The organism is Streptomyces sp. NBC_01716, assembly GCF_036248275.1.
GTDB lineage: Bacteria > Actinomycetota > Actinomycetes > Streptomycetales > Streptomycetaceae > Streptomyces.
In genome coordinates this window covers 1,243,996-1,257,688 of record NZ_CP109181.1, presented here as the reverse complement: position 1 = coordinate 1,257,688, position 13,693 = coordinate 1,243,996, and the positions used below count along the sequence as shown (strand labels likewise).

Genomic DNA, 13,693 nt, shown 5'->3' with positions numbered 1-13,693 from the left:
TCACACCTGCCTCGGGCCTCAAGCAGACCTGGGTCAGGACGTGCGGGAGAGGAGCGCGTCGGCGCCGATCAGCGACGAACTGCCCTCCACCGTGCAGGCGTAGGCCCCCGCGACCGCGCCCAGGCGCGCGCACGCCTCCAGGTCCCGCCCGGCCAGCCGCCCGTAGAGGAACCCGGCGACATACGCGTCGCCCGCGCCGTTGGAGTCCACCACCGGTGCGGGCGGGACGGTCGCCGGGATCGGCCGGGGAGTACGGCTGCCCTCCCGGGTCAGCAGATACGACCCTCCGGCGCCCGCCGTGGCCACCACCGCCTGCGCCCTGCCCTCACGCAGGATCTCCCGCATCACCGGGGCTATCCGCTCGCTCGCTCCCGCGGCGCTGAGGAAGACCAGGTCCGCGCGGTAGGCGAACTCCCGGTGGTAGGAGTCCACCCCGTCCCAGTCGTGCAGATCGGTCGAGACGGGGATCCCCTGTTCGATGATGTCGTCGAAGAGGAAACGGGTGAAGTTCGTGATCGACACATGGACATGGCGGGCCCGCGTGAGGTGGGGGAGATAGAAGTCGCGCGGCATCCGCAGGTCTTCCGGATCACGCGCGTCGTGGAAGGACATCCGGCCGCCCGTCGTCTCGACGAGATTGACCGCACGCCGGGTGCCCGCGGACGAGATCAGCCCCTCGAAGTCCACACCGCCCTTGGCGAGATGTTCGCGTACCTGACCGCCCGCCGGGTCGTCACCGACGAAGTCGAGGAATTTGACGTTCAGTCCGAGGGCCCGACAGCCCAGAGCCACATTGCCACCGGTCTGACCGGGCCATTCGCGGATCGGCCCCACACCGACCGAGTCGGCGAGCGGGACGGGGAGCGAGTCGACACGGACGACCGTGTCGACCCCGCTGCCGCCGACGACCAGCACGTCATGGTCCTGCTCCGCTCTGGGCCCGGCCCCCGGCCCGGCTGTTTTCCCAACGTCCGGATGTTCGGTCTGCCGCTGCGCCACAGTCTCCACCTTCGTTCCGGATTCCGGATCTCGCGCACAGTATGGCCGTGGCGGTTCCGGCCGGTGAGGGCGACCTCCGGTGGCGCTTCGGGTGGCTCTTTCCCGGCCGGCGGGACCGGTCATCCGCTCGCGGCGGTGAGCTCCGCTCTGTCGATGCTCAGTTCGCGTGCCAGCGCCTCGTCCGTCCAGTCCAGGAGGGTGGCGCGGGTCAGCGATCCCGCGTACGAGGTCATCTGCACGGCGAGTCCGTCCAGCAGCGCGGTCAGCCGCCAGGCCGCGGCGACCGGGTCGGAGCAGCGGAACTCACCCGCTTCGACGCCTTCGTTGATGACGGAGGCGAGCGCGGCCTTCCACTGCTGGTCGAGTTCGCTGGCCACCTCGTGCAGCGTGGGCTCGCGCGGCGCCGCCGCCCATCCCTCGATCCAGAGCCGCCAGCCCTTGGCCTCGCCGGTCGGCGCGTACCAGCGGATCGCGGCGTGCAGCCTTCGCAGGGCGCTGGTACGGCGGCCGAGCAACTCCCGCAACTGCGCCAGGTCTTCCTCGGCGGCGTGCCGGAAGGCGGCGGCGAGAAGCTTCTCCTTCGTGGAGAAGTGGTACAGCACCAGGGCGTTGCTCACGCCCAGGACGGTGGCGACGTCGGCCACGCGCACGGCCGCCACTCCCCGTGTCTGGATCTGATCGACGGCGGCGCGCAGGAGGTCCTCGCGCCGCTCCTCCACACTCAGCCGTACTCTCGCCACACTTGAACCCTAACTCCCGGCGGTTGACACAATTCGCCGGGCTGTAAACAAATAGGGGCTCCGGTCAGTGGTAGTGGCCGAACCGCTCGGTGATCAGGGGCAGTCGGGCCGTGGCGATCGCGTACGCGGCGGCTCTCGGGGTCGTACCGTCGGCCTCCGCGCGAGCCAGCATCAGCTCCGTCAGCGCGCGCATGGAGCGCCGTGTGTGGGCGAAGGCCTCGTCCGCGTCGGGGCCGATGTCGCCGAAGAGGGTCCACCACCACCAGGCGTTCGTACCGGAGTTGACAACGATGTCCGGCAGCACGGTGATCCCGCGTGCGGCCAGCAGCTCCTCCGCCTCGGCCAGCACAGGCATGTTGGCCGCCTCGACGATCCAACGGGCCCTGATTCGCGCCTGGTTGGCGGTGTCGATCGCGTACGAGACGGCCGCCGGTACCAGGATCTCCGCGTCCGCCGACAGCCAGGCGTCACCCGGCAGTTCACGGTCGCCGGGTCGCAGCACCGCGCGGTCCACCGTCCCGAACGCGTCACGCGCGGCAAGCAGCGCCTCGACGTCCAGGCCCTCCGGACAGGCGATGGTGCCCTTGACGTCCGCCACGGCCACGACGGTGAGTCCGGCCCGGCCGAGGAACCGCGCGGTCGCCCCGCCCATGGTCCCCAGGCCCTGCACCGCGACCCGTGTCCCGTCGTACGCCACCCCCGCCCGGTCCAGCGCGGTGAGCGCCGCCTCGGCCACCCCGCAGCCGCCGGCCAGCTCGTCCAGGCCGATGCCGTCGATGTCCACGGCGAAGGCGTCGGCGAGCCGCCGTCGCGCGGCCTCCTCGTCGTCGAGGAGCGGATGGATCGCCTGGACGGTCGAGACGAGCCCAGCCTCGCCGGCGGCCCTGTCGATCAGGTCCTGGGTCAGCCCCAGGTCCTCGCCCATGGTCCAGACGGTCTCGATGTACGGCCGCAGGGCGCGCAGGTAGCGGACGAGGATGCCGTACGCCGCCGGGTCCCGGGGATCGCAGTCGATACCGCCCTTGGCGCCGCCGAGCGGGATGTAGCGCGCCGACGGGTCGTCGTTGAAGTGCAGGGCCTCCTTCATGGTCATGCCACGCGCGAGCCCGGTCACCTCCTCCAGCGAACAGCCCTCCCGCATCCGCAGTCCACCGCTGGAGACACCGCGCACGAGTCGGTCGACGACCAGATACCCCTTGCGGCCGGTGATGTGGTCCTGCCAGGTCAGCGATATGAGCGGGGACATGGGTGGGCGCCTCCGGGGGGCGACGGCAGACCGTGGGGGAGCTCTGCAACTGAATGGAAAGTCAGTATCCGGAGCCGGGGGAGCGGCTGTCAAAGAGATCCCGGTGGCCACCGGCCGCCCGGCGGGCGGTGGCCGAGTGGCCGGAATTCGACTGTCGGTGGCCATGTGGGGGAATCCGGGAGATCGTCCGGACGTTGCAGTCAGGTGCCTCGGACGGCAGAACCGGCCTGGCACCCCGGTAGCGAAAAACGCCCATAATGATATGAACCCGAACCTTCAGGAGATGCAGTGACCGGCGCCGGCTCCCCACCCTCACTCCGCTCCCGACTGCGCGCGATGCGGTCCGAGACCTTCGGGGCCGACCCGGCCGGCGAGCGCCTGGAGCGGATCCTCAATTCCCCGAACTTCGCCGACGGTGTGTTCCAGAATCCTGAGGGAACCGCCAGGACCAGACCGTCCGGCTCCATGCTGGAGCTGTCGAAGGTCTACCTCCGTAAGGAGTCACGCGCCCGCCGCGCGCCCGCCACCCCGATCCCGGTCCACCAGGACACACTCGCGGACCTCGCCGTACCGCCCGCCTCCGGGCTGCGGCTGACCTGGATGGGGCACTCCAGCGTCCTCGCCGAGATCGACGGCCGGCGCGTGCTCTTCGACCCCGTCTGGGGCGAGCGCTGCTCCCCTTTCTCCTTCGCCGGACCGAAGAGGCTCCACCCTGTACCGGTCTCGCTCGCCGCACTCGGTCCGGTCGATGTCGTCGTCATCTCGCACGACCACTACGACCATCTCGATCTGCCGACGATCAAGGGGCTCGCCTCCACGGACACCGTCTTCGCCGTGCCGCTGGGCGTCGGCGCGCACCTTGAGCAGTGGGGAGTGCCCGCGGCGCGCCTGCGCGAGCTGGACTGGAACGAGACGGCGGAGGTGGCCGGCATCTCCTTCACCGCGACGCCCGCGCGCCACTTCTGCGGCCGTGGCCTGCGCAACCAGCAGCACACCCTCTGGGCGTCCTGGGCCGTCGCGGGCCCCGAGCACCGGATCTACCACAGCGGTGACACCGGCTACTTCTCCGGCTTCCGCGACATCGGCGCCGCGCACGGCCCCTTCGACGCCACGATGATCCAGATCGGCGCCTACAGCGAATACTGGCCGGACATCCACATGACCCCGGCCGAGGGCCTGCGCGCCCACGTCGACCTCCAGCAGGGCGACCCCACAGGCGTGATGCTGCCGATCCACTGGGGCACGTTCAATCTGGCCCCGCACCCGTGGGCCGAGCCCGGCGAGGGCACGGTCACGGCGGCGGCCGAGGCGGGCGTACGTATCGCGCTGCCGCGCCCCGGCGAGTCCTACGAGCCGACGGTGGGCGACAGCATTCCCGGCACTCCGTGGTGGCGCTCCGTCGCGATCCCGCCGGCCGACGGCTGGCCGGAGGCGGTTCCGGCCGGGGAGAAGGCGTCCGTCTCGTCCTCCTCCGGTACGGAGCCGGGCACGGCCGACAAGAAGACCGCGGCGACCACCGCGTCCACCGGCGACACCTCGGCCGCGGGTGCCGCAGGCGCCACCGGTGCGGACTCCTCCGGGGCCGCGCCATCCGCGCAGAGCGCGCCGTAACGAACAGCCACGCACCGGCAGCGGAAACACTGGGTGCGGGGACCCCGCACCCGGCCCGCTACCGGCAGCTCACGGACCCGCGGTCCGCGCCCGGTGTCGGGGCCAGGCCCTTGCCCGCCGTCCAGACCACGCGGCAGGCCAGGCGGGCCATACGCCAGCCGGCCGGGGTGCGGACCGCGGTGATGTCGAAGTAGGTGCCGACGGTGAAGTGCGGGCCCTCGTCGTCGTGGTGGACATGGGTGGCGACGAGGTGGGCGCGGACCTCGGCGCGGTCGCCCTCGAAGTGGATGGTGGAGTTCGAGCCGGCCACCTGGTCGTGCGGTTCGAGGACGATCTCCTCGGTGCCGGACGCCCGTTGCAGACCGATCACGGGCGAATGACCGGCCGGCGGGGTGAAGGCGCGGTCCAGCGTGATCCGGCCCTCGCTGCCCACCAGTTCGTACGACGAGCGGTAGGCATGGTCCAGCCCGTAGCCGATCTGGGCGAAGACACCGGCGGGTGTGCTCAGCAGCGCGGCGCCGCCGGTGTCCACCCGGTCTCCCGGTCCTGAGCCGCGCAGCGCCGCGACCAACTCCAGCTCCGGGCCCAGCAGATGGAGAGCCGCGCGCAGCGGATAGACGCCCGTGTCCCAGAGGGCCCCGCCGCCCAGATCGGGCTCGTGGCGCACGTCCCCCGCCGGGCGGCGGGGGACGGTGAAGGCGGACTGGAAGCCGCGCAGGGTGCCGATCGCCCCGTCCGCCAGCAGCTCACGCACGGCGGTGTGCTGCGGATGATGGACGAACATGACGTTCTCCAGCAGCGCCAGCCCGCGTGCGTCCGCCGGCGCCAGCAGTTCCGCGTAGCCGTGGACCGCGAGGCAGCCGAACTCCCGGGCGGTGCGCGCCGCCCGGTCCGCGTCGCGGCTGGCCACTGCGGCGATCTCGATGTCACCCGATGCCGCCATCGCGGGCAGCATCCGGCGGCGGGCGATGTCGGCGCAGCCCAGCACGCCGACCCGCAGCGGCGACGGCGGGGCCGGGGCTACCACCGGACCGCCCCGGAGTTGAAGCAGGCCAGCAGGGTGCGGGCCTGGACATTGACGTAATGACCGTGCCGGGAGAGGGAGTTGAGCTGGCCGGGAGTTACCCACCGATAGCCGGCCGGCGCGTCCGAGCCACCACGGTCACCGGTCCGGCCGAGCCCGCCGATGTCCGGCCTGCTGATGTCCGGCCCGCCCAGATCCAGCCCGTCCACGTCCACGACCAGGCAGCGGCTCTCGGCGTTCAGGAACCGCCCGCCCTCCTCCGAGTGCCGTGCCTCGTAGCGGATACGGGACGGATCGGCGCTCAGCACCAGGTCCAGGAAGGGCGGCCGGTCGCCGCCCGTCAGATGGGCGTGGTTGTCCGGGGTGTACTGGACCGTCGGGCCCAGTTCGACCGTGTCGAGGAAGCCGCCCTCGACCCGGGCGTGCGCCAGGACGTGCGGCACCCCGTCGATACGCCGGGCCAGGAACGCGGTGACACCGAGACCGCACGGTTCGAACAGGGGCTGGGTCCAGCCGGTGACCTCGCGATTGCCGGCCTCGACCTGGACGCCCACCACCCGGAAGTAACGGCCGTGCACATGCTCGGTGGTGGCGTCGCCGCGCCGCCAGTCGGGCAGTTCGTTCAGCGGGACGAGCCGCGCGCGTACATCGTGCCGGGAGCGCTCGGAGGTGAACCAGGACAGCAGTTCGGTGTCGCTGTGCAGCGCCCCGTGCTCGTCGTGGGCGGTCGGCGCGCAGGCCAGTACCGTACGGGCGTCCATGTTCACCACGTTGTCCCGCAGCAGCAGTTCAGTTGTCCTCGATGAAGAACAGATCGTGATCCTCGGCGAGTTGGGCGATCTCGGTGGCCTCGAAGGGGTTGCCGAGCGCGTGCGCGATCATGATGGCCCCGGTGCGGGGCCCGATCGCCTCCGCCACCCGCCTCGCGGTGGTGTTGTACGTCCCCAGCTCGACGTCGACGAAGACGGGGATCAGGCCGTTCTGCAGGATCGGGTTGACCGTGGTCGGGAAGCCCGCCGCGACGGTGATGACCTCGTCGCCCGGCACCAGCGGGCGGTCCTCCAGCAGATGCGAGGTGAAGGCGGCCATCGCGAGCAGGTTCGCCGACGAACCGGAGTTCGTCAGATGGGCCTTCCGCCGTTTGAGCTTACGGGCGAAGGCCGACTCGAACTTGCGTGAGCTGTGCCCGGCCGCGATCCGCATCGTGAGGGCCGCCTCGACCAGCGCCACCCGGTCGTCCTCGTCGAGCACCGCGCCCGAGGGCCAGATCTCGCTGACACCCGGAACGAAACCGCCGCCGTTCCGGGTGTCAAGGTGGTACTTGCGGGTCTCGTCCAGAATCAGTGCTTTGTGCTCGCTCATGTCAGGCTCCTCGGAGGTTGTCGGTGCGCTGCTTGACGGCCTTCCACCAGGCGGGGTTGTCGCGGTACCAGGCGACGGTGTCGGCGAGGCCCCGGTCGAACGGCACGCGCGGGGTGTAGCCGAGCTCGTCGCGGATCTTGCTCTCGTCCAGCGAGTAGCGCAGGTCGTGGCCCTTGCGGTCGGCCACCCGCCGGACCATCGACCGGTCGGCCCCGAAGAGGTCCAGAAGCAGTTCGGTGATACCGAGGTTGGTCTGCTCGTTGCCGCCGCCGATGTTGTAGATCTCGCCCGCCCGGCCCCGGTCGAGGACCAGCTGGACGGCCCGGCAGTGGTCGTCCACGTGCAGCCACTCGCGGACGTTGCGCCCGTCGCCGTACAACGGGAGCGGCACACCTTCCTGGAGGTTGGTGATGAAGCGCGGGATCAGCTTCTCGGGGTGCTGGTAGGGGCCGTAGTTGTTGGAGCAGCGTGTGATCGACAGGTTCAGCCCATGGGTGCGCCAGCAGGCGCGGGCGATCAGGTCCGAGGCCGCCTTGCTCGCGGCGTACGGGGAGTTGGGCGCGAGCGGCCACTCCTCCGTCCAGGAACCGTGGTCGATGGAGCCGTACACCTCGTCCGTGGAGACGTGCACGAACCGCTCGACGCCCGCCGCGACACAGCCGTCGAGCAGCGTCTGTGTACCGCCGACGTTCGTGCGGATGAACTCCGCCGCGGATTCCAGCGACCGGTCGACGTGCGACTCCGCGGCGAAGTGCACCACCGCGTCGTGTCCGGGCAGCAGCGCGCGCACCAGCTCCGGGTCGCAGATGTCGCCCCGTACGAAGGTCAGCCGGGGATGCGCGGCGGGGAGGTTGTCCCGGTTGCCGGCGTAGGTGAGTCTGTCAAGGACGGTGACCTCGGTGCCTTCGGAGCCCGGATAGCCGCCCTCCAGAAGGGTCCTGACGTAGTGCGAGCCGATGAAGCCCGCGCCTCCGGTGACCAGTGTCCTCATGCCGCCACCTCGATCCTGGTGTGGTCGCCCACCACGAGACGGTGGTGGGGGTCCTGCTCGGGCGTTGTACCGACCGTGGCGTTACGGCCGATGACTGAGCCTTGCAGGCCGGGGACCTGGGAGATGGTCGCGCCGTCCATGACGATGGACTCGCTCACCTGGGTGCCGCGCAGCGTGCAGTCGCGCCCGATGGACGTGTTGGGACCGATGTGGCTGTCCTGGTCCCTGACATAGAGCATCCCGCCGTCGCCGGTGACCAGGACCTTCATCGAGTCGAAGCTCCACATGGCGACGTCGCCGAAGGCGCCGCAGGCGGTGCCGTCCGCCGTCGAGGCGACGGCGCAGGCGGCGCCCTCGATGAGCGGGATGCCGCGCTCCTGGCACAGGGCGGCGATCGCGGCGATGTCGCCGGGATAGCCGCCGTAGTGCAGCACCAGAACCGCCTTGGTACGGGGGGTCAGCGCGCGTTCGATGTCGGCGGCGGTCGGGTTGAGCGTGCGCTCGTCGACGTCGCAGAAGACCGGACGGGCACCGGTCGCCGCGACCGCGTTGCCGGCGGCGACGAAGCTCACCGAGGGCAGCACCACGTCGTCGCCGGGGCCGAGCCCGAGCAGTTCGGTGGAGAGGAAGAGCCCCGCGGTGGCGGAGTTGATGAACATCAGTCGGGGACCGCGGCCGAGCCGTTGAAGGGAACCCAGCGCACGGGGACGGACCGCACGCCCAGCGGCAGCCGCAGCCGGGCGGGCATCGGGTCGACGGTCCACTGCCCGAGCAGTGTCTCCTCGTCGAACTCCAGCCCGTACCGCTCCAGCATCGGCCGCACCACCGCGACCTGCGGGTCCTCGACCGGCGCGGCGCCGCTGACCCGGGCGGCGACCGGCGCCGGGGGGAACGCCGGGTCCCAGAGCACCAAATCCGGGCGCCAGCCGCGGGCGAACTCCACGATGTCGTCCAGCATGTCCCGGTGCCCTGGGGCGGCCGGCCCGGCCGGGAAGTACTTCGCCAGCGCGGGCAGCACCCGGCGGCGCAGGATCTCCCACAGATGGGTGTCGGCGGTCAGGGACAGCGCCCGGGTGACCTGGTCGAGCCGTGGCCCGATGTCGGGAGCGGCGGCGGTGAGATCCACGGTCTCGCCGAGCGGCACGGGAGTCAGACCGACAGCGCTGATGCTGTCGGCCATCTCCGGGGGACTGACGATCCGTACCTCGTGGCCGGCGCTCTGCAGCGCCCACGCCAGAGGCGTCACGGGATGCAGATGTGCTGTGGCCGGGAAGACCGCGAACGAGACCCGCATCGGTGTCTCCATTCGATTGTGCGGGGCGGGGCCCGGTCTCCGGCTGTCCCGGATCGAAACAGGGCCTGGACATGAGAACCGCCGGGACGCGTGGGCGCCCCGGCGGCACACGGCCGGCCAACTCAGGGCTCGCTGCGGGGGATTGGGCGGGCCGTGCGGGCTCAGCCGTGAGTATCGGGATCAGATGCCGTGCCTTGCCGATATGCCTTAGGCCGCCTGGAGGGCCTTCGCGTACGTCGTCTCCGACTGCGTGCCCGACAGCGGTCGGCCGCCGTCGAAGGAGATCTGCGGAACCGAACGGATGCCGGCCGCCCGGACACGGGCCAGATCGTTGCGGAGTTGGCCCGCGGGGGCGTCGTTGGTGTCGACCCCGATCTCGGCCGCCAGTCGCTCCAGCGTCGCCGGGTCCGCGATGTTCAGACCGTCGGTGAAGTGCGCCCGGAACAGCCGCTCGACCGCGGCCTCGCCCAGTCCGCGCGACGCCGCCGACCGGATCAGCCGGTGCGCCTCGAAGGTGTCGGCGGCCACCGCCCGGCCGTAGTCCAGCGTTACGCCGTCCTGCACCGCGTCCGCCGCGGCCTGCCGGGTCTCCGCCACCACATGACTGCCGAACATCCCGGCGAGCACCTCCAGCAGCGGCTCTCCGTCGAAGGCCGCGTCCGGGGCGAGCTGGAAGGGACGGAAGACCACATCGACCTTGCCTCCGTCGGCCCGCACCCGCTCGATCGCGCGCTCCAGGCGGACGTACGCGATGTAGGACGCCGCGCAGATCACGTCCAGCACGAACTCGACGGTGGCGGTCCTGTCTTCCGACTGCTCCATGGGGCGAGCCTCCCGTTCTCTTCGTGGCCGGACGGGGCCGGCCGTTCGTATGGCTGTGCTCCGGTGACGTGCTTCGTACGACACCGGGCGGTCCCGGCGATGCGCCGGGGAGCTGACTCCCCGGCGCCCGCCCTGACCAGGTGGTTCAGATGCCGCTTCCGAGCGTCGTCCCGCTCTTCGACGCCTCGCCCTGCGGGGCGGTCGTCCGCCGGCTCGTCGTGACCGCCCGCGCCCGGCTTGACGTCGCGCAGCAGCACCGATGCCAGCAGTGCCAGGACGAGCGCGACAGCCGCGCCGACGACGGCCGTCACGTGCATGCCGTACGTGAACGCCTCCCGGGCGACGGTGAGCAGTTCGTCGCCCGCCCTGCCGCCGAGCTCCTCGGCCGCCGCCACCGCGCCACCGAGCGACTCGTGCGCCGCCTCGGAGTCGACGCCCGCCGGCATGGTGCTCTCGATCTCGCCGCGGTAGACGCCGAAGCCGATGCTGCCGAGGACCGCGATGCCCAGTCCCGAGCCCAGCTCGGTGCCCGTCTCGGAGATGGCCGATGCCGCACCGGCGCGCTCCGCCGGAGCCGCGCCGACCACCAGGTCCGTGCTGAGGGAGGCCATCGGGCCCAGACCGGCACCCATGATCGCCGACGCCGTCACCAGGATGCCGAGCCCGGCGGTCGCGCTGACCAGCGTGAGCATTCCCAGTCCGATCGCCGCGACGACCAGGCCGCCCGCGATGACGTAACCGGGACGGATCTTCGCCGCGAGTGCCGGGGCCGACATGGCACCGACCATCAGACCGGCCGCGTTGGGCAGCGACCAGAAGCCGGCGGACAGCGGGGAGAGTCCGTGTACGAGCTGGAGGTACTGGAGCGTGAAGAGCTGCGAACCCGCCATCACCAGAATGCCGATGGTGAGCAGACCCGCCGAGGCGCTGAAGGTGCGCTCCCGGAAGAGCTTGAGGTCGAGCAGCGGGTCGGCGAGCGAGCGCTGGCGGCGGACGAAGGCGTACCCGACGGCCAGACCCAGCAGTACGAAGGCGACCGGCTGAAGACCGAAGCCGTCCTCGGCGACCAGTTTGAGGCCGTAGACCACGGACAGGACGGCGACCAGCGACATCACCGCGCTGCCGAAGTCCAGCCTGCCCGCCTGCTCGTCACGGTGCTCCGGCAGCAGAACGGGACCGAGTACGAGCAGGATCACCATGACGGGGACGCCGATCAGGAAAGCCGAGCCCCACCAGAAGTAGTCCAGCAGGAATCCGCCGAGCAGCGGTCCGAGGGCGCCACCCACCGCGAAGCAGGTCATCCACACACTGATGGCGACGGTGCGCTGCGCGGCGTCGTGGAACATGTTGCGGATCAGGGACAGCGTCGAGGGCATCAGGGTCGCGCCCGCGACACCGAGCAGTGCCCGGGTCACGATCAGCATCTCGGCGCTGTTGGAGAACGCGGCGAGTGCCGAGGCGATGCCGAAGGCGGCGGCGCCGGACATCAGCAGCTTGCGCCGCCCGATCCGGTCACCGAGGGTGCCCATGGTGATGAGCAGGCCGGCGACCAGGAATCCGTAGATGTCCATGATCCACAGCAGTTGCGACGTGCTGGGCCCCAAGTCCGCTGTCAGTGAAGGGACCGCGAGGTGCAGGACGGTCATGTCCATCGCGATGAGCAGCGTCGGCATGGCCAGTACGGCCAGCCCGATCCACTCCTTCCGGCCCGCGCGAGGCGCGGCGGTCGTCGTCATGAAGTTCCCCTGTCTGGTCGGCCGCAGGCCTCTGACCCGCTGTTATGGACGTTAGAAGCTGAAGTGTGGTTGAGGTCAAGCGCGGCACTCAGCGGACCTCGACGATCTTGTACTGGCCCTCCTTGACCAGTCGCGTCCTGCCGTCGGTGGCGTCCTTCAGCCAGGTGAGCGCCGCATAGCGGCCGGCGGTCAGGGGGATCTGGATCACGGAGGAACGCTGCGGGTTCAGCGGCAGCGAGCCGACACCCTTGGACTGGTCGAACGGCGGCGGGTCGGCGGGCCATTCACCGTTGGGACCGAACGTGTCGAAGTACGACGTGAGGTCGGACCCGGTCACGTCGGCGGCCAGCGGGAAGAAGACCGCCTCGTTCTCCTGCGGCAGCGTGTTCACGAACTTCAGCGGGCGCCCGGCCCGCACCGTGCCCGACAGCGTGAAGCGGGGAGCACCCGCGACGCGCTCCGAGACCAGGGTCGCGGTGGGCGTCGGGTGCGTGCCGCTCGGCGCGCCGCTGACGGTCAGCCAGCGGTAGCGGGGCGCGGGAGCGTTCTCCAGGTCGAAGTACTCGAAGAGCAGATACGTGCCGGGCGTCAGGTCCTGGCTGAACGAGCCGGACAGACCCGGGTGTGTAACCACACCGCCGAGCAGGTCGGCGGAGGCGGCCAGCTCCTTTGGAGGCGGGCCATCGCCTCACGGATGTGCGTGCTGATCGCTCTGTTCGCGGCTCCACTCCAGTAGCCGATGGGCTGCGCGGCAAGTGCGGTGTCGACGCTCACTTGGGTGCTCGAAAGGCTCACTTAGCATGCATGAACAAGCATGTCCGCTGCGGAGATCGAGAGTGGAGAGCCGACGTGACGTTTGTCGAGACGGAACTTGCCAGCCAGCCCGCGAACTGGAGCCGGGCGGCGGAGCTCGCCGACGGCCTGCGCGGCTCGGGCCGGCTGCCCGAGGCCGGTGAGCGCACGGCGGTCGTCGGCTGCGGCACCTCGTACTACATGGCGCAGGCGTACGCGGCGCTGCGCGAGGGCGCGGGTCAGGGCGAGACCGACGCGTTCGCCGCCTCCGAGTTCCCGGCCGGCCGCCGTTACGACCGCATCGTGGCGCTCACCCGGTCGGGCACCACCACCGAGGTCCTCCAACTGCTGGCCGCCGCCCGTGGCACGGCCCGTACGACGGCGATCACCGCAGACCCCGAGACGCCCATCCGCTCGGCCGCCGACGACCTGGTCGTGCTGGACTTCGCCGACGAACGGTCCGTCGTGCAGACCCGGTTCGCCACCACGGCCCTCACTCTGCTCCGCGCCCATCTCGGCCTGCACACGGCGTCCGTGGTCGCCGACGGCGAGCGGGCCGTCGCCGAGCCGCTGCCCGAAGGGGTCACCGACTGCTCGCAGTTCACCTTTCTCGGACAGGGCTGGACCGTCGGACTGGCCAACGAGGGCGCGCTCAAGATGCGGGAGGCCGCGCTCGCCTGGACGGAGTCGTACCCCGCGATGGAGTACCGGCACGGCCCCATCAGCATCACCACCGAGGGCACGGCGACCTGGCTGCTCGGCCCCGCGCCCGAGGGTCTCGCCGAGCAGGTCGGCGCGACCGGCGGCCTGTGGGTGGCCGGTGAACTCGACCCGCTGGCCGAACTCGTACGGATCCAGCGCCTCGCCCTCGCCCTCGCGGACGCGCGGGGTCTCGATCCCGACCGGCCGCGCCACCTCACGCGCTCGGTGATCCTCGCCGCCGAGTAGTACGGCGGCGGGGAGCCCCGGGGCGGCCGTAGGGCGCCGGGCGCCGGGCGGACGAGTGCCGGAGACGTGGGCAACTGCTCCGGCCCTCAAGGCGATTGCACTGTTTCGTACTGTTGTGCGATGGCTCA

General features: G+C 71.1%; 11 protein-coding genes and 3 pseudogenes. 2 read left to right on the top strand and 12 right to left on the bottom strand.

The genetic code is table 11. From position 1 onward, the window contains the following. Positions 1 to 33 precede the first annotated feature (33 nt). The 3 genes from OIE74_RS05380 to OIE74_RS05370 all read right to left on the bottom strand — a co-directional run bounded on the left by OIE74_RS05380 (position 34) and on the right by OIE74_RS05370 (position 2,985). Complete coding sequence (locus OIE74_RS05380; protein WP_329392173.1) at positions 34 to 912, bottom strand: carbohydrate kinase family protein; 879 nt, start codon at positions 910 to 912, stop codon at positions 34 to 36. Positions 913 to 1,118: 206 nt separating this feature from the next. Then, the gene (locus OIE74_RS05375; protein ID WP_329378941.1) at positions 1,119 to 1,739 is read right to left on the bottom strand and encodes a TetR/AcrR family transcriptional regulator; all 621 of its coding nucleotides are present in this window, start codon (positions 1,737 to 1,739) and stop codon (positions 1,119 to 1,121) included. A 64-nt stretch (positions 1,740 to 1,803) separates the two neighbouring features. Beyond that, on the bottom strand, positions 1,804 to 2,985 hold the full coding sequence (locus OIE74_RS05370; protein WP_329378939.1) for a Glu/Leu/Phe/Val dehydrogenase dimerization domain-containing protein: 1,182 nt from the start codon (positions 2,983 to 2,985) through the stop codon (positions 1,804 to 1,806). Positions 2,986 to 3,273: 288 nt separating this feature from the next. On the opposite strand from OIE74_RS05370, the gene OIE74_RS05365 reads away from it, so the two are divergent. Then, positions 3,274 to 4,596 (top strand): MBL fold metallo-hydrolase, encoded by a 1,323-nt coding sequence (locus tag OIE74_RS05365; RefSeq protein WP_443076031.1) that lies wholly within the window; start codon positions 3,274 to 3,276, stop codon positions 4,594 to 4,596. A 58-nt stretch (positions 4,597 to 4,654) separates the two neighbouring features. On the opposite strand, the gene OIE74_RS05360 is transcribed toward OIE74_RS05365, so the two are convergent. From OIE74_RS05360 to OIE74_RS05320, 9 genes and pseudogenes are all read right to left on the bottom strand, one after another. Then, positions 4,655 to 5,623 (bottom strand): Gfo/Idh/MocA family protein, encoded by a 969-nt coding sequence (locus OIE74_RS05360; protein WP_329378937.1) that lies wholly within the window; start codon positions 5,621 to 5,623, stop codon positions 4,655 to 4,657. Continuing rightward, positions 5,617 to 6,411, bottom strand: a pseudogene (locus OIE74_RS05355) (NDP-hexose 2,3-dehydratase family protein); the annotation flags it as partial. The pseudogene OIE74_RS05355 and the gene OIE74_RS05360, both read right to left, overlap by 7 nt. Position 6,412: 1 nt before the next feature. Beyond that, positions 6,413 to 6,982, bottom strand: a pseudogene (locus tag OIE74_RS05350) (DegT/DnrJ/EryC1/StrS family aminotransferase); the annotation flags it as partial. Position 6,983: 1 nt separating this feature from the next. Continuing rightward, complete coding sequence (rfbB, locus tag OIE74_RS05345; protein ID WP_329378935.1) at positions 6,984 to 7,973, bottom strand: dTDP-glucose 4,6-dehydratase; 990 nt, start codon at positions 7,971 to 7,973, stop codon at positions 6,984 to 6,986. Further along, entirely contained in the window at positions 7,970 to 8,632 is a 663-nt protein-coding gene (locus OIE74_RS05340) for a DegT/DnrJ/EryC1/StrS family aminotransferase (RefSeq protein WP_329378933.1), read from the bottom strand. Before OIE74_RS05340 ends, rfbB begins: the two co-directional genes overlap by 4 nt. Further along, positions 8,632 to 9,267 (bottom strand): hypothetical protein, encoded by a 636-nt coding sequence (locus OIE74_RS05335; protein ID WP_329378931.1) that lies wholly within the window; start codon positions 9,265 to 9,267, stop codon positions 8,632 to 8,634. Before OIE74_RS05335 ends, OIE74_RS05340 begins: the two co-directional genes overlap by 1 nt. 207 nt (positions 9,268 to 9,474) lie before the next feature. Then, a complete protein-coding gene (locus OIE74_RS05330) occupies positions 9,475 to 10,089 on the bottom strand; it encodes a DsbA family oxidoreductase (protein WP_329378928.1) in 615 nt (204 codons plus the stop codon). A 245-nt stretch (positions 10,090 to 10,334) separates the two neighbouring features. Then, positions 10,335 to 11,825, bottom strand: a pseudogene (locus OIE74_RS05325) (MFS transporter); the annotation flags it as partial. Between the two features lie 88 nt (positions 11,826 to 11,913). Beyond that, entirely contained in the window at positions 11,914 to 12,459 is a 546-nt protein-coding gene (locus tag OIE74_RS05320) for a hypothetical protein (protein ID WP_329378924.1), read from the bottom strand. A gap of 215 nt (positions 12,460 to 12,674) precedes the next feature. Here OIE74_RS05320 and OIE74_RS05315 point away from each other — a divergent pair, with 215 nt between their 5' ends. Next, positions 12,675 to 13,565 (top strand): SIS domain-containing protein, encoded by an 891-nt coding sequence (locus tag OIE74_RS05315; protein ID WP_329378922.1) that lies wholly within the window; start codon positions 12,675 to 12,677, stop codon positions 13,563 to 13,565. Positions 13,566 to 13,693 lie beyond the last annotated feature (128 nt).